This is a genomic window from Streptomyces sp. NPDC049954 (assembly GCF_040656295.1).
Lineage (GTDB): Bacteria > Actinomycetota > Actinomycetes > Streptomycetales > Streptomycetaceae > Streptomyces.
On sequence record NZ_JBFALS010000022.1, the window covers coordinates 1 to 21,145 of the forward strand.

General features: G+C 71.3%; 16 protein-coding genes and 3 tRNA genes. 10 read left to right on the forward strand and 9 right to left on the reverse strand.

What is annotated here, in order from left to right:
* The first annotated feature begins 458 nt into the window (after window positions 1–458).
* Entirely contained in the window at window positions 459–1,874 is a 1,416-nt protein-coding gene (locus AB0J21_RS31680; RefSeq protein ID WP_363149611.1) for a hypothetical protein, read from the forward strand.
* A gap of 438 nt (window positions 1,875–2,312) precedes the next feature.
* On the opposite strand, the gene AB0J21_RS31685 is transcribed toward AB0J21_RS31680, so the two are convergent.
* Both AB0J21_RS31685 and AB0J21_RS31690 read right to left on the reverse strand, forming a co-directional pair.
* Window positions 2,313–2,576, reverse strand: coding sequence for a Txe/YoeB family addiction module toxin (locus AB0J21_RS31685; RefSeq protein ID WP_363149612.1), 264 nt, complete (start codon window positions 2,574–2,576; stop codon window positions 2,313–2,315).
* Window positions 2,573–2,854: a type II toxin-antitoxin system prevent-host-death family antitoxin gene (locus AB0J21_RS31690; protein WP_363149613.1), complete on the reverse strand. Its 282-nt coding sequence runs from the start codon at window positions 2,852–2,854 to the stop codon at window positions 2,573–2,575. Before AB0J21_RS31690 ends, AB0J21_RS31685 begins: the two co-directional genes overlap by 4 nt.
* A 194-nt stretch (window positions 2,855–3,048) precedes the next feature.
* On the opposite strand from AB0J21_RS31690, the gene AB0J21_RS31695 reads away from it, so the two are divergent.
* From AB0J21_RS31695 to AB0J21_RS31715, 5 genes are all read left to right on the forward strand, one after another.
* Window positions 3,049–3,123, forward strand: a tRNA-Asp gene (locus tag AB0J21_RS31695).
* A gap of 23 nt (window positions 3,124–3,146) precedes the next feature.
* Window positions 3,147–3,220, forward strand: a tRNA-Phe gene (locus tag AB0J21_RS31700).
* Between the two features lie 191 nt (window positions 3,221–3,411).
* On the forward strand, window positions 3,412–7,416 hold the full coding sequence (hrpA, locus tag AB0J21_RS31705; protein ID WP_363149614.1) for an ATP-dependent RNA helicase HrpA: 4,005 nt from the start codon (window positions 3,412–3,414) through the stop codon (window positions 7,414–7,416).
* A gap of 189 nt (window positions 7,417–7,605) precedes the next feature.
* Window positions 7,606–7,680, forward strand: a tRNA-Asp gene (locus tag AB0J21_RS31710).
* Window positions 7,681–7,941: 261 nt separating this feature from the next.
* Window positions 7,942–8,256 carry a DUF6274 family protein gene (locus AB0J21_RS31715; RefSeq protein ID WP_363149615.1) on the forward strand — a complete coding sequence of 105 codons (315 nt, stop codon included), beginning with the start codon at window positions 7,942–7,944 and terminating at the stop codon, window positions 8,254–8,256.
* A gap of 608 nt (window positions 8,257–8,864) precedes the next feature.
* Here AB0J21_RS31715 and bldC read toward each other — a convergent pair.
* Both bldC and AB0J21_RS31725 read right to left on the reverse strand, forming a co-directional pair.
* Window positions 8,865–9,071, reverse strand: a complete 207-nt coding sequence (gene bldC / locus AB0J21_RS31720) for a developmental transcriptional regulator BldC (protein WP_179813968.1) — start codon at window positions 9,069–9,071, stop codon at window positions 8,865–8,867.
* A 523-nt stretch (window positions 9,072–9,594) separates the two neighbouring features.
* On the reverse strand, window positions 9,595–10,437 hold the full coding sequence (locus AB0J21_RS31725; protein ID WP_363149616.1) for a hypothetical protein: 843 nt from the start codon (window positions 10,435–10,437) through the stop codon (window positions 9,595–9,597).
* Between the two features lie 228 nt (window positions 10,438–10,665).
* Here AB0J21_RS31725 and AB0J21_RS31730 point away from each other — a divergent pair, with 228 nt between their 5' ends.
* Both AB0J21_RS31730 and AB0J21_RS31735 read left to right on the forward strand, forming a co-directional pair.
* Window positions 10,666–11,751 carry a Glu/Leu/Phe/Val dehydrogenase dimerization domain-containing protein gene (locus tag AB0J21_RS31730; RefSeq protein WP_363149617.1) on the forward strand — a complete coding sequence of 362 codons (1,086 nt, stop codon included), beginning with the start codon at window positions 10,666–10,668 and terminating at the stop codon, window positions 11,749–11,751.
* 334 nt (window positions 11,752–12,085) lie between these two features.
* Window positions 12,086–12,349: a DUF3073 domain-containing protein gene (locus AB0J21_RS31735; protein WP_363149618.1), complete on the forward strand. Its 264-nt coding sequence runs from the start codon at window positions 12,086–12,088 to the stop codon at window positions 12,347–12,349.
* A 307-nt stretch (window positions 12,350–12,656) separates the two neighbouring features.
* On the opposite strand, the gene purM is transcribed toward AB0J21_RS31735, so the two are convergent.
* From purM to AB0J21_RS31755, 4 genes are all read right to left on the reverse strand, one after another.
* On the reverse strand, window positions 12,657–13,760 hold the full coding sequence (gene purM / locus AB0J21_RS31740) for a phosphoribosylformylglycinamidine cyclo-ligase (RefSeq protein ID WP_363149619.1): 1,104 nt from the start codon (window positions 13,758–13,760) through the stop codon (window positions 12,657–12,659).
* A 280-nt stretch (window positions 13,761–14,040) separates the two neighbouring features.
* Window positions 14,041–15,567 (reverse strand): amidophosphoribosyltransferase, encoded by a 1,527-nt coding sequence (gene purF, locus AB0J21_RS31745; protein ID WP_363149620.1) that lies wholly within the window; start codon window positions 15,565–15,567, stop codon window positions 14,041–14,043.
* A 370-nt stretch (window positions 15,568–15,937) separates the two neighbouring features.
* Entirely contained in the window at window positions 15,938–16,918 is a 981-nt protein-coding gene (locus tag AB0J21_RS31750; protein ID WP_363149621.1) for an META domain-containing protein, read from the reverse strand.
* 101 nt (window positions 16,919–17,019) lie between these two features.
* Window positions 17,020–17,823 carry a sterol carrier family protein gene (locus AB0J21_RS31755; RefSeq protein ID WP_363149622.1) on the reverse strand — a complete coding sequence of 268 codons (804 nt, stop codon included), beginning with the start codon at window positions 17,821–17,823 and terminating at the stop codon, window positions 17,020–17,022.
* A gap of 251 nt (window positions 17,824–18,074) precedes the next feature.
* Between AB0J21_RS31755 and AB0J21_RS31760 the strand changes: the two genes are divergently transcribed.
* Window positions 18,075–18,422, forward strand: a complete 348-nt coding sequence (locus AB0J21_RS31760; RefSeq protein WP_363149623.1) for a hypothetical protein — start codon at window positions 18,075–18,077, stop codon at window positions 18,420–18,422.
* Between the two features lie 85 nt (window positions 18,423–18,507).
* Here AB0J21_RS31760 and AB0J21_RS31765 read toward each other — a convergent pair whose 3' ends face one another.
* Window positions 18,508–19,809 carry a metallophosphoesterase gene (locus AB0J21_RS31765; protein ID WP_363149624.1) on the reverse strand — a complete coding sequence of 434 codons (1,302 nt, stop codon included), beginning with the start codon at window positions 19,807–19,809 and terminating at the stop codon, window positions 18,508–18,510.
* Between the two features lie 202 nt (window positions 19,810–20,011).
* On the opposite strand from AB0J21_RS31765, the gene AB0J21_RS31770 reads away from it, so the two are divergent.
* Entirely contained in the window at window positions 20,012–20,872 is an 861-nt protein-coding gene (locus AB0J21_RS31770; RefSeq protein ID WP_363149625.1) for a helix-turn-helix transcriptional regulator, read from the forward strand.
* Window positions 20,873–21,145: the final 273 nt, after the last annotated feature.

Below are 21,145 nucleotides of genomic sequence, written 5' to 3' on the forward strand. Positions count from 1 at the left end.
GAGCTACAGCTCCTCCTCGCGACATGGACCGGCGCCTGCCCCACCTGCCACCGCGACATACCCACACTCACTCCGACCTGACCAAGCCCTACTAGCTGACAGCGCCGACATTCCCTTCGGCGTACGCCAGGCCCGCGCGCTCACCGAGGCCGCCGCCGACTCCGCCGAGCAGCGCAGCGAGCACGTCCCGCGGCTCACCGAGGCCGGCCCGTTCGACGGCTGCTTCTGGCCGGGGCCGTACATACCGCCGCCCGGAGCACCTGTACGGCGTTCCTGACCTTGTGCCTGACGGCCCCGATCCGTAGACCGCTGTCGTAGGTCGAGGGCGCCTGCCCGGCCGCCCTCCGGAATTGCGCAGCACCATCGCGTACCGCGGCAAAGACCGGCACGGCGGCACCCGCACGGGTGAACGGCCGGCTGCGGGCCCCTGCGGCACCTCAGCTGACTAGGCTCTCCGCATGGCCGTCTCCAAGTCCCGTAAGAAGTCCAAGAAGCCCGCCAAGACCGGCGCGAGCCGGTCGGGCAACCCCGCCCTGCGCGCAGCCGCCGCGCAGGAGGCCGCGGCCGTGCCGGCGCAGCGTCACGAGCCTTTCGTCGACGGCCTGTTCGGCGGGTTCAGCGAGCAGCGGCGACGACTCGACGCGCAGCGTGAGCGACGCGCGGGTCGCGAGGCGGCAGTCGTCATCGAGAGCCTGCTCCAGCTCACGACGTCGCCCCGTGCGACCGAGGACGCCCTGTGTCTGCGTATGGGTGAGCTGCTCAGCCACGAGCGCCCGCTCGAAAGGTCGCAGCGGCCGGACGATGTCGACCCGCTGCAGCGCTACGGACCCGAGCACCTGCTGCCTGTCCTGACCAACGCCCTGGTCGGCCGGGCGGCGGCGAGCGCCGAGGCCCCCCGTCAGGAGAGGGAGAGTCTGCACCGGCTCCTGGTGGCCGCCGCCCGGATCAGCGCCACCCCGGTTCCAGACGGCCTCGTGCTCGCCATCGGCCGGCTCGCGCGTTCCCTGGACGCGGCCGTCGGCCCGCACACCCCGGACGCGCTGAAGTGCGAGCCGCAGGGGGCGGCCCTGTGGTGCCGCGACGGCTACGGCACCCGGTTCGCGATCACCGCGCCGTTCACCGACCCCGACGGCGGCCCCGACCGCTGGTATCTGTGGGACGTCGACGCCTGCACGACCGACGCCTTCACCGTCGGCTCGGGTTACTTCCCCGACCCGGCCACGGCCCTGACCGCCTGGCGGGACGGCGCCGGCCAGGAGGCCACCCACGCCGACGAGTTCACCCCGGTCACCGACCGGTTCCTCGCTGCCCGGCTACTGCCGTCCCCGCCCGACTTCCTGCACCCCGGCGGGGAGGACGAGCACCAGTTCGCCGAGTTCCACCGCTGTCGGCGGCTGGCCGCGGAACTCAGGAACTCACCCCACATCGGCAAGGCCACGTCCACCCCGCCCCCCGCCGGATTGGACGCCTGGGCCGAGGAGTTCGCGGCCTGGCGCGCCGAGCACCGAGGCGGCCGGAGCGCCATCCCGGACGGCCATCCGATCACCGAGGAAGACCAGCCACCCAGCGAGCGGGAGCTGTACGAAGATCTCGCGCGCTCCTGGCACATCGACGGCTTCCCCGAACTCGCCTACGCCTGCAGCCCGCACCGGCTCAGCTACGCGGCGGCGAGCATCCGCGACTACTACACCGACCCCTACAGCTCGCTCATCGTCGGCCTGCTCCCGGATGTCGCCGCCTGGCTCACTGGACGCGCCGCCCTGCCCGCCCATCTGGCCGAGCGCAGCCACGCCACAGCGGCAGCCTTGGCCGGCGCCAGGGGTGCGGACCTCGCCCCGGATGAGGACAGCATGCTGGCCCGAGTCGCCGAATAGCCCCATCGGCAGGCGCAGGAAGACCTCTGGCATCCCTGCCGACGTCCTGAACACGCCAGCCAGGCGGCAACGGCGGCGGCATTGTGGCCCTCGACCTGCCCGAACAGCCCGAGCCCGGCCTCGGAGAGGTACTGATCCGGGCATAGCGACCAGCATCAATCCCGTCGACGACAACACGCGGGAGGGAGCCATCGGTGAAGGGACGCCGCCGCTGCCGATGACGCTCGGCTGGGATCTGGCCGGCATCGTGGTCGACGGCGGCGGCAGCGGGCTGCGCGCCGCCGCACACGTCATCGCCATGTCGCGCCACCTCCACACTGGCCAAGGGACCCGGGCGGACCTGGTCGCGCTCCCCGCGCGGTCAGCGCCGCCGCGCCGCGGTCAGGGACGCAGGCTCCGGCCCGGCCGGACACCAACCTCATCGGTACCGGCCGCGCCTCACCTTTCGTAGTGGAAGCGACATGCAACGACGTGAATGACGTCGTCCTCATCGATGCGGTACACCAGCCGATGTTCTGAGTTGATGCGACGCGACCAGTAGCCGGAGAGGTCGTTGCGCAGCGGCTCGGGTTTGCCGATCCCCTCGTGGCCGTTCCGGTCGATGTCGGTGATGAGCTGGTTGACCCGCTTCAGCAGTTTTCGATCATTCACCTGCCACCACAGGTAGTCGCTCCAGCCGTCGTCGAGGAACAGCACCTTCACGCGGTGCCCTGCCCGGACTCGTCATCGGAATCGACCAGTCCGCGGACGCAGCCCCCACCCGCGCGATCTTGCTCGATAGACCTGCGCAGCCGCTCCGCCATCGCAGGCGACCTCAACAGGTAGTCGGTCTCCTTCAGCGCCTCGTACTCGGCAAGTGAGACGACGACCATGGGCTCATGACCAGCTCGGGTGATCACGAGCTCCTCGGCGTCGTCCTCGACCGCGTCGAGGGCGTCGGCGATACCGGCGCGCAGCTCGGTGACACTCATCGTCTTCATGACGTACACGATAACGTACAGAGCCAGCCCAGGCGCGGGGACACCCATCGGCGGCGCGCCACGTCCACGGCGGGCGTGGCGGTGATCGAGCCGCATGCGGCTCGATGCGGAAGAACGACTTCGGGTGCGCATCCCGCCCGGGACGCGCTTCACCCTGAGTGGACGCATGTGGCAGAGTAGTGTCGCGTGTGCGAGGTCCTGTGGAGCAGTTTGGAGTGCTCGCCACCCTGTCAAGGTGGAGGCCGCGGGTTCAAATCCCGTCAGGACCGCTGCGGTTCCTCGTGGGCCGCGTGGCTGGGTAGCTCAGTTGGTACGAGCGATCGCCTGAAAAGCGATAGGTCGCCGGTTCGATCCCGGCCCCAGCCACCGCAGAGTGAGCCCCCCGTTACCGACGGGGGGCTCAGTCGCGTTCACGGCGGTATTCACGTCAGTAGTGGTCATCCACGCCGGCAGCGGTCCGGGGTCCGGGCCCCGGAAGCAGTCGGCAGCCTCGCCGCGCCGGTGCGCGCGAAATGCGTTCGCCGCGTCCGCGCGGTTGGTGCGATCCTGGAGTACGTATGTCTACGCAGCCTGCCCCCGCCCCGTCGAGCAGCGCTCTCGCGCCGCGTCTGACCGAACTGTCCCTGCGCGACGCCCACCGGCTGGGCCGCAGGCTCGAAGGAGCCCGCCGCATCCGCAAGCCGGAGGCGCAGGCCGCCGTGCTCGCCGAGATCGAGGGCGAGATCGACCGGGGCGCGCGCCGCATGGCGGAGCGCGCCGGGCGCGTGCCCCGGGTCACGTATCCCGGGCAGCTCCCGGTCAGCCAGAAGAAGGACGACATCCTGGAGGCGATCCGCGACCACCAGGTCGTGATCGTCGCCGGGGAGACGGGCTCGGGGAAGACGACCCAGATCCCGAAGATCTGCCTGGAGCTCGGGCGCGGGGTGCGGGGCATGATCGGCCACACCCAGCCGCGCCGGCTCGCGGCCCGCACGGTCGCCGAACGCGTCGCGAGCGAGCTGGACACCCCGCTCGGCGAGGCCGTCGGCTGGAAGGTCCGCTTCACCGACCAGGTCGGCTCCGACACCTTCGTCAAGCTCATGACGGACGGCATCCTGCTCGCCGAGATCCAGACCGACCGCGAGCTGCGCGCCTACGACACGATCATCATCGACGAGGCCCACGAGCGCAGTCTCAACATCGACTTCCTGCTGGGCTACCTCGCCCAGCTGCTGCCCAAGCGCCCCGACCTGAAGCTCGTCATCACCTCGGCGACGATCGACCCGCAGCGGTTCTCGCGCCACTTCGGCGACGCCCCGATCGTCGAGGTCTCCGGCCGTACGTACCCGGTCGAGGTGCGCTACCGGCCGCTGCTCGCGGAAGACGCCGCGAACGCGGCGGAGCCGGACCGCGACCAGGTGACCGCGATCGCCGACGCCGTCGACGAGCTGCGCGGCGAGGGCAAGGGCGACATCCTCGTCTTCCTCTCCGGGGAGCGCGAGATCCGCGACACGGCGGACGCGCTGGAGAAGAAGAAGCTGCCGTACACGGAGATCCTGCCGCTGTACGCGCGGCTGTCCAACGCCGAGCAGAACCGCGTCTTCCGCCGCCCGCAGGGCAGTACGACCCGCCGCGTCGTGCTCGCGACGAACGTCGCGGAGACCTCGCTGACCGTCCCCGGCATCAAGTACGTGATCGACCCTGGCACCGCGCGCATCTCGCGCTACAGCCACCGTACGAAGGTGCAGCGGCTGCCGATCGAGGCGATCTCGCAGGCCAGCGCCAACCAGCGCAAGGGCCGGTGCGGCCGTACCTCGGACGGCATCTGCGTCCGGCTGTACTCGGAGGAGGACTTCGCGTCCCGGCCCGAGTTCACCGACGCGGAGATCCTGCGCACCAACCTGGCCTCCGTCATCCTCCAGATGACCTCGGCGGGGCTCGGCGAGATCGAGAAGTTCCCGTTCATCGACCCGCCGGACCACCGCAACATCCGCGACGGTGTCCAGCTCCTCCAGGAACTGGGCGCGCTCGACCCCGCGCAGAAGGACGCGCGCAAGAGGCTCACCCCGACCGGCCGCAAACTGGCGCAGCTGCCGGTGGACCCGCGGCTGGCCCGGATGGTCCTGGAGGCGGACCGCAACGGCTGTGTCCGCGAGGTCATGGTCATCGCCGCCGCCCTCTCCATCCAGGACCCGCGCGAGCGGCCCAGCGAGAAGCAGGCCCAGGCCGACCAGCAGCACGCCCGTTTCCGCGACGAGACGAGCGACTTCCTGGCCTTCCTCAACCTGTGGCGGTACGTGCGCGAGCAGCAGAAGACGCTGTCCTCCTCCGCGTTCCGCCGGATGTGCAAGAGCGAATACCTGAACTACCTCCGGATTCGCGAGTGGCAGGACATCTACACCCAGCTGCGGTCCGTCGCGAAGCAGATGGATCTGCGGATCAACGAGGACGACTCCCCCGAGCAGCAGGTCCACATCTCGCTGCTGGCCGGTCTGCTCTCGCACATCGGGCTCAAGGACGTGAAGGAGTCCACCGCGAAGGACCCGGCCGCGAAGGCCAAGGAGGCGCGGGGCAGGAACGAGTACATCGGGGCGCGCGGCGCGAAGTTCGCCGTCTTCCCGGGCTCGGCGCTGTTCAAGAAGCCGCCGCGGCTGCTGATGTCCGCCGAGCTGGTGGAGACCTCGCGGCTGTGGGCCCGCGTCAACGCCCGGATCGAGCCCGAGTGGGTCGAGCCGCTCGCGGAGCACCTGCTCAAGCGCACGTACAGCGAGCCGCACTGGGAGAAGGACCAGGCGGCCGTCATGGCGTACGAGAAGGTCACGCTGTACGGCGTGCCGCTCGTCGCCCAGCGCAAGGTCAACTACGGGCGCATCGACCCCGAGGTGTCCCGCGAGCTGTTCATCCGCAACGCCCTGGTCGAGGGCGACTGGCGCACCCACCACAAGTTCTACGCCGACAACCGGCGGCTGCTGACCGAGGTCGAGGAGCTGGAGCACCGGGCGCGGCGGCGCGGCATCCTCGTCGACGACGAGACGCTGTACGACTTCTACGACGAGCGCGTACCCGAACACGTCGTGTCCGGGGCGCACTTCGACTCGTGGTGGAAGCACAAGCGCCATGAGGAGCCGGAGCTGCTCGACTTCGAGCGGTCCATGCTCATGACGGACGCCGCCGGGGCGATCACCAAGGACGACTACCCGGACGCGTGGCGCCAGGGAGCGCTCACGTTCCGGGTGACCTACCAGTTCGAGCCGGGCGCGGACGCGGACGGCGTGACCGTCCACATCCCGCTCCAGGTGCTCAACCAGGTCACCGGCGACGGCTTCGACTGGCAGATCCCGGGGCTGCGCGAGGACCTGGTGACCGAGCTGATCCGCTCCCTGCCGAAGCCGGTCCGCCGCAACTACGTCCCGGCGCCGAACTTCGCCCAGCGTTTCCTGGCGAAGGCGACGCCGCTGTCCGCGCCGCTGCCGGCGGCGCTCGCGCGCGGCCTCCAGCAGATGGTGGGCGTCCCGGTCACGGCCGAGGACTTCGACCTGAGCCGGGTCCCCGAGCACCTGAAGATCACCTTCCGGATCGTGGACGAGCGGCGCCGCAAGCTCGCCGAGGACAAGGACCTCGAAGCGCTCAAGCTGCGGCTGCGGCCCAAGGCGCGCCAGGCCCTGTCGCAGGCGGCCGCCGCGACGGCGGAGCGCACGGGTGGCGCCGCGATCGAGCGCACCGGCCTGACCGACTGGACGATCGGCACGCTCAGCCGCGTCTTCGAGACGAAGCGGGCCGGTCAGCCGGTCAAGGCGTATCCGGCGCTCGTCGACGAGGGCGACACGGTCGCCGTGCGTCTCTTCGACACCGAGGCCGAGCAGCGGCAGGCGATGTGGCGCGGTACGCGTCGGCTGATCCTGCGCAACATCCCGGTGAACCCGGCGAAGTTCGCCTCCGACAAGCTCACCAACCCGCAGAAGCTCGCCCTGTCCGCGAACCCGCACGGCTCCACGCAGAAGCTGTTCGAGGACTGCGCGACGGCGGCGGCCGACAAGCTGATCGGGGACTTCGGCGGACCGGCCTGGGACGAGGAGTCGTACCGCAAGCTGTACGACCGGGTGCGCGCGGAGATCGTCGACACGACCGTCCGCACGGTCGGGCAGGTCCAGCAGGTGCTGGCCGCCTGGCAGGCCTGCGAGCGGCGCCTGAAGTCGACGCGCAGCCCGGCCCTGCTCGCCAACCTCGGCGACGTACGGGAGCAGTTGGACGCGCTCGTCTTCCCCGGCTTCGTCACGGCGACGGGGCTGCGCCGGCTGCCGGACCTCATGCGGTACCTGATCGCGGCCGACCGCAGGCTCCAGCAGATGCCGACGGGCGCGCAGCGCGACACGACGCGTATGGAGAAGGTCCGCGAGATGCGCGACGAGTACGCGTGGCTGCTGGAGCAGCTGCCGCCGGGCCGTCCGGTGCCGCAGGAGGTCAGGGACATCCGCTGGATGATCGAGGAGCTGCGGGTCAGCTACTTCGCGCACGCCCTCGGCACGGCGTACCCGGTCTCCGACAAGCGCATCGTGAAGGCCATCGACGCGGCGGCCCCCTGAGCCCTCGGGGCCGTCCCGCCCGGTCTTCCGAGCCGTCTCGCGCGGCCCGTCCCGGCACCGCGCGGGCGTGCCGGGACGCTCACGCTGCGCGAGTTCGACCAGGGGGCCGGGACTGCTGTAGAGTCCTTCTCGCAGCACAGCGCGGCGAACATCGCAGCGAGAGCGGCACAGCAGTACGGCAGTACGCAAGGTCCTGTGGAGCAGTTTGGAGTGCTCGCCACCCTGTCAAGGTGGAGGCCGCGGGTTCAAATCCCGTCAGGACCGCAGTAGTCGAAAGGCCCGTCACTTCGGTGGCGGGCCTTTCGCGTGTCCCCGGGGGCGTCCCGGGGCCTGTTCCCAGGGGCGGGCCAAGGACGTGTCCGCCGGGTCGCGCGTCGTACCGCAGAGGGCTGTCGGGAGCGCTGCGGTACGGACCATTCCCGGGCTTGACCCGCTTGACCACTCCTTGTCTTGACCACCTGCCGACGGGGCGGGTACTCCGGAGGCAGAGGCCCTCCCGGGTGGCGGGCCCTGGGAGGTGGACGCATGACGGCTCCTTCTGCGCGGCACGAGACGCGCGCGCTCCTCCGGGCTCACCTGGCCGCCGCTTCCGGCCGGCGCCACGTGACCCGGCACTGTCCCGTGTGCCACCGGCTGCTGCGCCTGGCCATGGAGCCCGCCCCGGGCCGCCGGGCGCCCGAGCGGGCCACAGGGACCACCCCTGAGCCCTCCAGAGCGCCCGTGGAGGACCCGACGGCCCGTCAGACGCCACCCGTCGCCCTCGAAGGTCCCCAGGACGCCGTGAGCGCCCCGCACGGCCGCTGGGAAGAGGAGAGAGGCGAAAGTCCCCCCAACGAGTGACATTGAGCCGGGAGACGGCCGCACCGGAGGGGGTGCCTGGTAAGTCTTCCCTCAGCACAGTCCCCAGCACAGTCCTCAGCAGGAGCCCTCGGGAGCGAGTCCGGGAACGAGTCACGAGACGGAGCGGCCGACCCCATTAGCCGACTGCCCGCACATGCCACAAGTGTCATGACATGTGACGGGTGTCACCGCATCAGTTTTTGAAACCAAGGAATTTACCCCACACCTACATAGGGTCAATTTAATATGTGCAATTGCACGGGTGTGTGAGGGTGTTCGCCCCACACCGCCCGAACCCCCCTCACAGACCACAGACCCGCGCAGAGACCCCCGGTCACCACCAGCCCCGCGCACCCGCGCCGACCGCGTCCGCACAGTTCCGCACAGAAGCGGAGGACCGGGCCGGCCCGCCGCGGGCACAAAAAAATCGCGCTGGACCCGGCGGAGTCCAGCGCGATCCATGACGTACCCAATGACTGCGGCAGAGGCACCTGTTGGGGCAGGCGCCGACGTCGGTCGAGCAAAGGTGGTGCTGAGGTACTGCAAAGGATGGGAGCAACGGGTTGGGGGACCCGAAAACGCCCGGTACAGCGGGTTTGTGCGGGACGTCAGGCCTCGCTGCGCTGCTGCGGAATACCCGCGAGCAGTGCGCGAACCTCGGTCTCGCGGTAACGGCGGTGTCCGCCGAGCGTGCGGATCGACGTGAGCTTGCCAGCCTTCGCCCAGCGCGTGACCGTCTTCGGGTCGACGCGGAACATCGTGGCGACCTCAGCCGGGGTCAGCAGCGGCTCGGCATCAGGGGTGCGAGCGGTCATGAGCGGCCTCCTCGGGAGAACCGAACCTTCTCGGTTCATTCCTCTAAATTCTGCACCTTGACCCACGTTGCCCGAAATGGGCGGACGAAGGTCGAGTCGGTTATAGGACGAACGGCTTGTCCTCGGCACTACAACTACACCATCCGTCCAGCCGCGTCGGCCAAACCGATGGAATTGCCCTCTCAGGTGGCCATCAGCGGCGGAAGCCGATGGACCGCCCCATAGCGGACAGTCACCCGCCTGTAACGATCAGTCACAGCAAGATCAGTACCCAGCAGATCCCCCGCGAACGCACTTACCCGGCCGATACCCGGCAAACCGCCCACAAGCGAACGGAAGGAGCCCTACTCGGGCTCCTTGTCCTATTTTGGCACGAGGAGTGGGGAAGAGTGCAAGGGGCCCCGTTAGTGCGATCCATCACGGTTGTCCCCGGAGGGAACGGCTCACCGACTGCCCCCGGGCGGGGCGGTTTTGGGAACCTCGCGGGGGCGCGTGGGAGCGAACCGGCCGGCGTACCGGGGCGTCAGCTCGCGAACTGGCGCTCCCGTACCGACCGCCAGCGCTCCACGAGCCGGGCGTACGCCTCCCCGGCGGTGTCGGGATCGTCGTCGCGCAGCGCGGCGAGCGCCTCGGCCATGTCGGCGGCCGAGCGGTCCTGCGCCAAGTGCTCCTCGGCCAGGGCGTGCACGAGACCGCCGTAGTCGAGTTCCACGAGCGAACGCGGATGGAACTCCTCCAGCCAGCTGCCGACGTCCACCAGGCCGTCGATCAGGGCGCCCTCCTCGATGCTGTCCCGCAGCACCTTGAGGCCCCTGGCCACGCGGCGGCGCGCCTCGACCATGCGGGTGCGGTAGCGCAGCACCGGCGCCCCGGCGCCCTCGCCCTTCTCGTACTCGCGCTCGGTGTCGGTCACCAGGACGAACCAGCTCAGCGGCACCTGCCAGGTACCGGTGCGGATCCAGGGGCGCGCGTCCGGGTTGCGTTCGAGCCAGCGCTCGAAGTCGTCGCGCGCCTGCCGACGCACCACCGGTGGCAGCACCGCGTCGAGCACCGGCCGGGGCAGTTCCTCGGCGAGGGTGCCCAGCGCCTGCCAGCCGCGCAGCCGGGTCCGCCAGGGACATACGCACACGACCCCGTCGAGCTCGGCGACGAAGGCGTCGGCGCTCTCGTGCACCGGGACGGGCACCGGCGGGGTGGGCAGCAGATCGGCCAGGGAACGACGCAGTTCCTCCTGGTAGGAGGGGTGCTCGGGGCGGCGCGCGTAGCGCTCCCAGTGCCCCCTCTCCTCCTCGGGGAAGGCGGCGAGGGGCTCGTAGACGCGGAGGTAGGACGCGTAGGGGACGACCACCGAGGACACCTTGGGCACGATCACTCCCCTCCCCGGCCACAGGAGCGGAAAACCCGTGCGCCGGTCACAACCGTGCCCATGGTCCCACGCGTGCGGCACCCCGGAGGGTGATCCACGACACTGCGCCCGCGAGGGCACGCGACAGGCTCTAGCCTCGTGTCACACGCTCTCCACCACCCGCCGGGGAGCGGGTGGCGCACCACCACACCGGTTCATCCGCCGCACCAACTCAGGGGAGTCACCACCGTGACCGACGTGACCGACGGCGTCCTGCACACGCTCTTCCGCACCGAAGCGGGGGGCCACGAGCAGGTCGTGCTCTGCCAGGACAGGGAGAGCGGCCTGCGCGCCGTCATCGCCCTGCACTCCACCGCCCTGGGTCCCGCCCTGGGCGGTACCCGTTTCTACCCCTACGCCAGTGACGAGGAGGCCGTCGCCGACGCCCTCAACCTGTCGCGCGGAATGTCGTACAAGAACGCGCTGGCCGGTCTGCGGCACGGCGGCGGCAAGGCCGTCATCATCGGCGACCCCGACACGGTCAAGACCGAGGAGCTGCTGCTCGCCTACGGGCGGGCCGTCGCCTCGCTCGGTGGCCGGTACGTGACCGCGTGCGACGTGGGCACCTACGTGGCCGACATGGACGTCGTGGCCCGCACCAATCCGTGGACGACGGGGCGGTCCCCGGAGAACGGCGGGGCCGGTGACTCCTCGGTGCTCACCGCGTACGGGGTCTTCCAGGGGATGCGGGCCGGGGCGCAGGAGCTGTGGGGCGATCCGACGCTGCGGGGCCGCAAGGTCGGGGTGGCCGGGGTCGGGAAGGTCGGCCACCACCTCGTCGACCACCTGCTCGCGGACGGCGCCGAGGTCGTCGTGACCGACGTGCGCGAGGAGTCGGTGCGCAGGGTCGTCGAGCGGCACGCGGGCCGGGTGACGGTCGCCGCCGACACCGCGACGCTGATCCGCACCCCGGGGCTGGACGTGTACGCGCCCTGCGCGCTGGGCGGAGCGCTGAACGACGCGAGCGTGCGGGCGCTCACCGCGCGTCTGGTGTGCGGAGCGGCCAACAACCAGCTCGCTCACCCGGGGGTCGAGAAGGACCTCGCCGACCGGGGCGTCCTCTACGCCCCGGACTACGTGGTCAACGCCGGCGGGGTCATCCAGGTGGCCGACGAGCAGCACGGCTTCGACTTCGAGCGCTGCAAGAGCCAGGCCACGAGGATCTTCGACACCACCCTGCAAATCTTCGCGACCGCAAAGGAGGCGGGGGTTCCCCCGGCCGCCGCGGCCGACCGCGTCGCGGAGGAGCGGATGGCCGAGGCCCGCCGGGGCTGACCGCCCGGGTGCGGGAAGCGCCTGGTCCGGCCCGCCGTCCGGGCCTCGTGGGACGTGGGAGGTCCGCCCGGGAGACGCAGGGGAGACATGACTCACCCCGGTCGGCGGGTCGGCGCTTCAGAAGAGGTTAAAATCGCACCTGACCAGCAAGGAAAGGGCTTCTGGCGGGCGGCGCGGCAGGGCGCGTGCTGCGGGCGGCGTACCGGATGGCCGCTGAAGCAGGTACCGTGGAAGCCCTACGGGCACGGTCTCTCATTTGAGAGGTCCTGTCCGAAACATGAACGCGTGTCAAGACTCTGGGGCCGTCGAGCCCCGTCACCGAGGGGGTCGAGCCATGGGGCGCGGCCGGGCCAAGGCCAAGCAGACGAAGGTCGCCCGCCAGCTGAAGTACAACAGCGGCGGGACTGACCTGTCGCGTCTGGCCAGCGAGCTGGGCGCATCGACTTCGAGTCAGCCTCCGAACAGGGAGCCGTTCGAGGACGACGACGACGAAGACGACCCGTACGCACAGTACGCGGATCTGTACAACGACGAAGAGGACGACGACGACTCCGACGGTGGGTCGGGCCAGTCCTCCTCGCAGCGCCGCGGCGCTTGACCTCGTATGGATCGGGTACCCGGTCCGGGACACTCTCCCGGACCGGGTTCTCTGCTGCTTGAGGACGGTACCGAGGTATCCGTCCCGTGCGGTGTGCGGCTGTGGGCGGTACGGGTGAGTGGTGCCGGCGACATCGGCGTGGGGCTGTGAGCCGTACGCCGTTTTTCGCTGTCCGCGGCCGGTGCGCCGCTTCGGCGTTGCCTCTGCCGATGGCGCGGTGCGGCGGTGCGCCGTGCCCGCTCCGGTGCCTGGCCCCGTACCCGGGTACGGGGCCCCGCTTCCGCTGTTCACCTCGTGGTCCCGCTGATCACGCCGCGTAGTCGCCGACCAGTTCGGCGCCGGTGGCGTGTTCCCCGCGAGCGGTGATCTCGCCGGCCACCCAGGCGTCCACGCCGCGGTCGGCGAGGGTCGCGAGGGCCGGTTCGACGGCCTCGGGCGGGACGACGGCGAACATGCCGACGCCCATGTTCAGCGTCTTCTCCAGTTCGAGCCGTTCGACGTCACCCGTGCGGCCGACCAGGTCGAAGACCGGGGCGGGCGTCCAGGTCGAGCGCTCGACCGTGGCGTGCAGCCCGTCGGGGATGACACGCGCCAGGTTGGCCGCGAGGCCGCCGCCGGTGACGTGCGAGAAGGCGTGCACCTCGGAGGTCCGCATGAGGGCCAGGCAGTCCAGCGAGTAGATCTTGGTGGGCTCCAGCAGCTCCTCGCCCAGGGTGCGGCCGAACTCCTCGAAGCGACGGTCCAGCGAGTGGCCGGCCCGTTCCAGCAGGACGTGGCGGACCAGCGAGTAGCCGTTGGAGTGCAGTCCCGAGGAGGCGAGCGCGATGACCGCGTCGCCCTCGCGGATACGGTCCGCGCCCAGCAGCCGGTCGGCCTCGACGACCCCGGTGCCGGCGCCGGCCACGTCGAAGTCGTCCGCGCCGAGCAGCCCCGGGTGCTCGGCGGTCTCCCCGCCGACGAGGGCGCAGCCCGCGAGGACGCAGCCCTCGGCGATGCCCTTCACGATCGAGGCGATCCGCTCGGGGTGGACCTTGCCGACACAGATGTAGTCGGTCATGAACAGCGGTTCCGCGCCGCACACCACGATGTCGTCCATGACCATCGCGACCAGGTCGTGACCGATCGTGTCGTAGACGCCGAGCCGGCGCGCGAGGTCGACTTTGGTCCCGACGCCGTCCGTCGCGGAGGCGAGCAGCGGACGCTCGTACCGCTTCAGCGCGGAGGCGTCGAAGAGGCCGGCGAAACCGCCGAGCCCGCCGAGCACCTCGGGACGCTGGGCCTTCTTGACCCACTTCTTCATGAGTTCGACGGCGAGATCACCGGCCTCGATGTCGACGCCCGCCGACTTGTAGGAGGCCGCGGCGCCGCTCGTCTCGGGCACGGGCGGCATGGAGGGCAGTGAGGAGGGCATGGGGTGAAGTCTTTCGTCTGCGTCGTCGGTCCGGGTACGTCGTCGGTCCGGGCTTCGGTCGGTACCCGGCCGGTCCGGGACCCGGGGAGTCGTCCGGGAGTCCGGGGATCGTCCGGGGCCGGAATCCGCCGGTGCCGCGAGGGCGCCGGCCGGACTCCGTACCGCTGAGGGAGCGCCACTGCTCGGAGCCTGCCCAGGGCCTGATCCGGTCCCGATGTCCGGTGCTGACATCCGGTGGTCCCGGCCCGGTCCTGTGCGGGGCCTGCTCAGAGGCTCCTGATCAGGGCCTGCGCAGGGCGTCGCTGGCCGCGGTCTCGGCCACTCCCGCCGCCAGCTCCGTCTCCAGGAGCTGCTTGCCGAGCAGCTCGGGGTCGGGCAGCTCCATCGGGTACTCGCCGTCGAAGCAGGCCCGGCACAGGTTGGGCTTGTCGATCGTGGTCGCCTCGATCATCGCGTCGGTCGAGATGTACGCGAGCGAGTCGGCGCCCAGCGAGGTACCGATCTCCTCGGGCGACATGCCGTTGGCGATGAGTTCCGCGCGGGTCGCGAAGTCGATGCCGAAGAAGCAGGGCCACTTCACGGGCGGGGAGGAGATCCGGATGTGGACCTCGGCGGCGCCCGCCTCGCGCAGCATCCGTACGAGAGCGCGCTGGGTGTTCCCCCGGACGATGGAGTCGTCCACGACCACGAGGCGCTTGCCCCGGATGACTTCCTTGAGGGGGTTCAGCTTCAGCCGGATGCCGAGCTGGCGGATGGTCTGTGACGGCTGGATGAAGGTCCGGCCGACATAGGCGTTCTTCACCAGCCCGCTGCCGAACGGGATGCCGCTGGCCTCGGCGTACCCGATCGCGGCGGGGGTCCCGGACTCCGGGGTCGCTATGACGAGATCGGCCTCGGCGGGGGCTTCCTTCGCGAGCCGCCGGCCCATCTCCACGCGGGAGAGGTAGACGTTCCGCCCGGCGATGTCGGTGTCGGGACGCGCCAGGTAGACGTACTCGAAGACGCAGCCCTTGGGCTTTGCTTCCGCGAACCGGCTGGTGCGCAGACCGTTCTGGTCGATGGCGACCAGCTCGCCCGGCTCGATCTCGCGGACGTAGGAGGCGCCGCAGATGTCGAGAGCGGCGCTCTCGCTCGCGACGACCCAGCCGCGCTCCAGCCGGCCGAGGACCAGCGGGCGGATGCCCTGCGGGTCGCGGGCGGCGTAGAGGGTGTTCTCGTCCATGAAGACGAGGGAGAAGGCGCCCCGCACGTGCGGCAGCACCTTCGGCGCGGCCTGCTCGACGGTGAGCGGCTTGCCCTCCTCGTCGGTCTGGCCCGCGAGCAGGGCCGTGACGAGGTCGGTGTCGTTGGTGGCGACGACCTGGGTGGCCCGGCCGTTCTCCTTGGGGAGGTCGGCGACCATCTCGGCGAGCTGCGCCGTGTTCACCAGGTTGCCGTTGTGCCCCAGGGCGATCGAGCCGTGCGCGGTGGCACGGAACGTGGGCTGCGCGTTCTCCCACACCGAGGCACCGGTGGTGGAGTAGCGGGCGTGGCCCACCGCGATATGACCCTGGAGAGAGCTGAGAGAGGTCTCGTCGAAGACCTGGGACACGAGCCCCATGTCCTTGAAGACGAGGATCTGGGAACCATTGCTGACCGCGATTCCCGCGGACTCCTGGCCCCTGTGTTGGAGGGCGTACAGCCCGAAGTAGGTGAGTTTGGCGACCTCTTCACCCGGAGCCCAGACACCGAAGACGCCGCAAGCGTCCTGGGGGCCTTTCTCTCCGGGGAGAAGGTCATGATTGAGGAGACCGTCACCACGTGGCACGGAACCGAGTGTAGGCGAGATCGACCACTGGTCCGAATTGGGGACGGGACCACCCTGTCCGGTGAACGCCCGGCGCAGCAGCCGCCTGGCCTGCGCGGACACCCGCCGCACCGGGTGCGCCGCAGGGACTGATCCCGCAGGTGGCGGGCGGTCTACGCGCATACCCTCGGGCCCCCGCTCCCGCGCCCCGTGGGACACCGGCCGTCCCGTGGGCCGGGAGGGCCGGGACGGCCGGGAGTGTGCGGTGTCTCACGGGGCGGGCGCGGGACGCGGGACGCGGCGGGCGCCGGGGCGGGCACGGAACGCGGAATGCGGCAGGCGCCGGGGCGGCCCGGGCAGACCGTTCCGGCCGGGTGGCGGCGGGCGGCCCTCAGGTGCGGGGGACGGCGCGCAGGCCGGTGCCGTTCCCGGCGGTGAGGGTCAGCGTGCCGTCGGCGACCGCGTGGCGCAGGGGGGCCGCGAACAGCTTGAGCAGCGCCTTCTCGGTGTCCATCGCCCCGCCCTGGCACAGCATGCGGGTGGTGACTGGCCGGTCGAGACGCAGCCGGTCACCGTCGAGCGCGGCGCGTGCCGAGAAACGGTTGCAGCCGAGGCTGCCGCTCACCGTGCCGTCCCGCGCGACCCGGAAGTGGGCCTCGCCGGTCGCGCGAGGGGTGTGGTCGCCGTCCTCGTCGAGGAGGTGGGTGATCTCCCACGTCGTCCCGGTGAGCGGCGCGGAGGAGGGCGCTCCGCCGTCGTGTCCTGCGGACTCGCCGGCCTCGCCGCTCTCGTCCTGGCTCTCGCGCAGGGTCACGGTGTCGCCCTCCGGGTTCGTGAGTGTGAGCCGGTCCGCGCCGGGACCGGTCTGCCGCCCGGTGTGCGCGGTGAGTTCGGTGCCGGTGAGCAGGCCGGAGAGCTTCTTCTCGAAGTCCATCACCGGTTTCGCGCAGGCCCGGCGAGTGGAGACGGGTTCACTCAGCCTCAGCCGTCCGCCCCGCTCGTCGGTGAAGCGGACCGGCGAGGAGAAGCGGTTGCAGCCGTAGTCGCCCTCGGCGCGTGGCGTACGGGCCGAGGTGTCGAAGGCGAGGCGGGCACCGTCGGGCGCGCTGTGGCGCTTCCCGTCGGCCGTGACGCTCTCGACGCTCCAGCGCACCCCCGCGTACGCGGGTGGCTCGCTGTCGCTGACGGCGGCGCCGGTGGCGCTGTCCCCCGCCCCGCCGCCCGCGTGTCCGGCTCCGCCGCCCGCCGGTTCCGTCCCGCAGGCCGTGAGGACGGTCGCGCAGACCGTGAGGACGGCGAGGGACGCGGCCGGGGCGACGGCGCCGGTGGTGGCCCGGCCCGCGGCCCGGCCGAGGAGAGTCGCTCGGTTCATGTCCATGGCGGTGGGACGGGGCGCGGCACCGACGGGTTCCGCGCCGCCGCAGAACGGATCGGCCCGTGTCCAGTCAGTCGCGCGAGCGGCTCATCCCGTCGTCAGCCCATGAGGGGCAGGAGTGCGGACAGGTCGGCGCGTTCGCCGCTCGCGCTGATCCGGGCGGCCCGGCGCTCCTCGTCCCAGGCGGTGCGTCCGGTCGCGAGCCGCAGCCACGTGCGCGGGTCGGTCTCGACGACGTTGGGCGGGGTGCCGCGCGTGTGCCGGGGCCCTTCGACGCACTGCACGACGGCGTACGGCGGTACCCGCACCTCGGTGGAGGCTCCCTGGGCCTTCACGGCGAGCGCGTCGGCGAGCAGCCGGGTGCACGCGGCGAGCGCCTGCCGGTCGAGCGTCACGTCGAGGCCGGTGGCCCGGGACAGGTCGTCGCTGTGCACGACGAGTTCGACGCAGCGGGTCACGAGGAAGTCCCCGAGCACCATGGCCCCGACGCGGGTGCCGACGAGCCGGCCGGGCAGCGCGGCGGGAAGCAGCGTCCTGGCCCGTTCGTCGATCCCGGCGAGCAGACCGTCGAGCGCGGCCGGTTCGGGGTGCGCCGCGGCCAGCCTCCGGACGTCCGCGTCGATGTTTCCGGCCTGTCCGGCGGTCGCGAAGGGCCAGTCCAGCAGCGGCAGGGTCTTCGCGACCGGCGGGGCCTCGGCCAGCCGCTGGTTGAGGCTGTCGAGCACCATCCCGAGATGCGCCACCAGTTCGCTCACCGTCCACTCCCCGAGGCCGCTCGGCCCGTCGAGCTGCTCGGCGGTCAGCGCGCGGACGGCGGTGCGGACATGCCCGAACTGGGCGAGCACGGCGGCCCGGGTCTTGTGGGCGTCGTACGAACGGAGTCGTTTCCTGGCGGGCGGCATGAGTGAAGGGTAGGACCCCGGCACCGCGGCCGTCAGGCCGGTCACGGGGACGGGGCGCCCGTCCGCCCGGGCCTGTCCGGTGAGCCGGCCCGGGCCTGTCCGGTGCGCCGACAAGGTCGCCCTGCCCGCCTCCTGGGCTGGCGCCATGGGCATCGGGCTCACTCACGAGAAGAGCACCTTCGTCAACTTCCGTCGCCACGTCCCGGACCCGAAGAGGCACGGGTTCCGGTGGGTCGACATCAAGCAGTTCCGTGACGACTACGCGGGGGGGTGGCGTACTGCCGGACGGGCCCCGGCACGGTCCGTACTGGCTGCGGTCGATCACGCCCGGCCGCTACGAGCCCGTCAGCCAGGAGAGGGCCGTGGAGATCCTGCGGGAGTGGGCGGCTCCGGTCCGGGACGTGCCCACCGCTCTGGAGGCGGAACTCCAGCGGGAGGTGTTCGGCCGCCTGCTCGCGGCTGATGCCGTCCACTGCCTCCGCGCACTCGGTGAGGAAGCGACGCACGACTGGGGACGTGTGCACGACTGCTTCCACGAGTTCGTGCTGATCGACCGCTCGGCCGGGCAGATCGCTCTCCTCGTCGCCGCCGACGACTGAGCCGGCCACCGGAGCATCCGCCGCGGTGGCGGACGCGTCCCTCGTGCCGTCCGTGGACCACCCGCGACAGCGGTCATGGACGTCCTCAAGTCTGTCGCGACGCGAGCTGGACGACGGTGATGTCGGCGGGCGCGCCGACCCGGACCGGTGGCCCCCAGGCTCCCGCGCCGCGAGAGACGTACAGCTGCGTGTCGCCGTAGCGGTCCAGACCGGCGACCGTGGGATTCGACAGGGCGGCGACGAGGTTGCCGGGCCAGAGCTGCCCTCCGTGGGTGTGTCCCGACAGCTGGAGGTCCACTCCGTGTCGTACGGCCTCGTGGACCATCACCGGCTGGTGGGCCAGCAGCACGGCGGCCAGGGACCGGTCGCGGTCCCCGAGGGCCCGGTCGTAGTCGGGTGCGTCGTGGTAGTCCTCACCGGTGATGTCGTTGACACCGGCGAGGACGAAGCCGGCGATCTCGACGCGTTCGTTGCGCAGGGGGTGCACGCCCAGGTCACGCACGCGTTCCACCCATTGCCCGACACCGGAGTAGTACTCGTGGTTGCCCGTCACGAAGTACGACCCGTCCCGGGACCGGAGCCGGGCCAGCGGCTCGGTGGCGCCACCGAGGTCGGCGACGGAGCCGTCGACCAGGTCACCGACGATCGCGACGAGATCCGGCTGCGTCGCGTTGACGGCGTCGACGACCCGCTGCGTATGGGCACGGCCCAGGACGGGGCCGAGGTGGATGTCGCTGACGACGGCGATGCGGTAGCCGTGGGCGGAGCGCGGCAGCTTGGCGAGCGGCACCGTGACCCGCTTCACCGTCGGCCCCCGCAGCACTCCCCAGGCGCCGTGCCCGACGACCCCGACCGCGGTGGCCGCCGCGGCGCCCCCGACGACCCTGGAGACGAACAGCCTGCGCGGCGGACCTGCGGCCCGCCGGTCCTCCGCGGACTCCTCGCCGGCCTCGGCCGGGCCTTGGGCCGGGGTCTCGGCCGGGGTCTCGGCCGCGGGCAGGCCGACGACCGGCCCGGCCCCCTCCTGCGGCCGGGTCCTGCGCTCCTGCGGCCGGTGCTGCGACCGTCCGCCGGGCGCTCGCAGCAGCAGGGGACGGACCGCCTCGCCCACGACGAGGGCGAGCACGAGGTACAGCAGGAGGGCCGTCCAGAGATACCCCGGCCAGGCCAGCACCTGCTGGAGCAGGAAGGGGGCGCCCGTTTGACCCGCACCGAATGCTCCCAGGGAGAGCAGGGGCAGCACGATCACGGCGGCGGTGCCCGCCCTTCTCGCCGTGCCTCGCGGGACGGTGAGGTCGCGCACGAGCCTGCGCCACACGTACCAGTGCACGGCGGCGAGCAGGGCGAGGGCCGGCACCGTCAAGAGCAGGAAGACCGGCACGATCACATGTCCTTGTCAGTTTCTTGGTCGGCGGAGGTCAGTCTCCGGGCCGCGGACACGGACCCGGACCCGGACCCGTCGGGCGGGAACGAAGCCGCTTCCGCGGTTGCGGAGAGTCTGTGCCGGGTCCTCCGCCTGAGCCAGAGAGGCGTGTTCCTGGTACTGGCGGTACCAGGACGTTCCGCTTCCGGTCTGCGAGCATGCCGCCATGAGCGCACCCGGTGAGCTGGCAACCATCCTGCGCGGGTGGCGAGAACGGCTGATCCCTCAGGCGGTGGGACTGCCGGTCACCACCGGGCGGCGGACCAGTGGTCTGCGGCGCGAGGAGCTGGCCGTCCTGGCCGGGGTGTCGGCGGACTACGTCGTGCGCCTCGAACAGGGGCGGGCCGCCGCCCCTTCCGTCCAGGTGTGCGCCGCACTCACCCGCGCCCTGCAACTGACCGATACCGAGCAGGAGCACTTCTTCCGGCTGGCCGGGCACGCCACCGGTGGCGGACGCGTCAGCCGGCTGGTGCCCGCCACCACGCGCCGCCTGGTGGAGCGTACGAACGACCGCCCCGTCGCCGTCTTCGACGCGATGTGGTCACTGCTCCTGTGGAACCCGGTCTGGGCGGCCCTGATGGGAGACCCCTCGCAGATCCGGGAGCACGAGCGGAACGTCCTGTGGATGCACTTCGCCGGTCTCTCCGAATGCCATGTCAGCAGGTCGAGCAGCACCGAGTCCTTCCACTCCTCGATGGTCGCCGACCTGCGTCGCAGTGTCGGCCGCTACCCCGACGATCCCCATCTACCGGAACTCGTCGAGCGTTTGCAGGTCATCAGCGCATCCTTCCGCGACCTGTGGCAGCGCAACGAGATCGCGGAGCACGGCCCGACCACGAAGATCATCGACCATCCCGACGTGGGCCGTTGCGAGCTGGACTGCGACATCCTCACGACTCAGCGGGGCGACCTGCGCATCGTCATGTACTCGGCCGAACCGGGCAGCGAATCGGAGAGCCGGCTCGCCCTGCTCGCCACGATCGGCACCCAGCACATGATGGGCGTGTCCGGGCGGAAGGCCCTGTAGCCGCTCGGCCGGGCAGTCCTCGTCTTCCCCGGGCGGGACGTACGACGGCGACGCCCCGGCCCCGGCTTCGGCCGTACACGCCGGTGCGCGCCGACGCCGCACACCAGGGGGACGGTCGTACTGGCCGCTCCGGGCCGTGCCCGTCTCGAAGGCCACGCCCGGCCCCTCATAGCCCCGGCCGGGTTGAGCGCCCGCGACGCCCGTGAAGACCCCTGGGAGCGGCTTGCGGCAGGTGAGTTCAATGGTCCCGCTCAGGCCACCCTCCACCGACAA

Excerpts from the sequence above, each read along its gene's own strand:
- AB0J21_RS31770 (WP_363149625.1), top strand. The coding sequence starts at position 20,012 with ATGAGCGCACCCGGTGAGCTGGCAACCATCCTGCGCGGGTGGCGAGAA.
- AB0J21_RS31690 (WP_363149613.1), bottom strand. The coding sequence starts at position 2,854 with ATGAAGACGATGAGTGTCACCGAGCTGCGCGCCGGTATCGCCGACGCC.
- purM (WP_363149619.1), bottom strand. The coding sequence starts at position 13,760 with ATGCCCTCCTCACTGCCCTCCATGCCGCCCGTGCCCGAGACGAGCGGC.
- AB0J21_RS31715 (WP_363149615.1), top strand. The coding sequence starts at position 7,942 with ATGACGGCTCCTTCTGCGCGGCACGAGACGCGCGCGCTCCTCCGGGCT.
- hrpA (WP_363149614.1), top strand. The coding sequence starts at position 3,412 with ATGTCTACGCAGCCTGCCCCCGCCCCGTCGAGCAGCGCTCTCGCGCCG.
- AB0J21_RS31735 (WP_363149618.1), top strand. The coding sequence starts at position 12,086 with ATGGGGCGCGGCCGGGCCAAGGCCAAGCAGACGAAGGTCGCCCGCCAG.
- AB0J21_RS31750 (WP_363149621.1), bottom strand. The coding sequence starts at position 16,918 with ATGAACCGAGCGACTCTCCTCGGCCGGGCCGCGGGCCGGGCCACCACC.
- bldC (WP_179813968.1), bottom strand. The coding sequence starts at position 9,071 with ATGACCGCTCGCACCCCTGATGCCGAGCCGCTGCTGACCCCGGCTGAG.
- AB0J21_RS31755 (WP_363149622.1), bottom strand. The coding sequence starts at position 17,823 with ATGCCGCCCGCCAGGAAACGACTCCGTTCGTACGACGCCCACAAGACC.
- AB0J21_RS31680 (WP_363149611.1), top strand. The coding sequence starts at position 459 with ATGGCCGTCTCCAAGTCCCGTAAGAAGTCCAAGAAGCCCGCCAAGACC.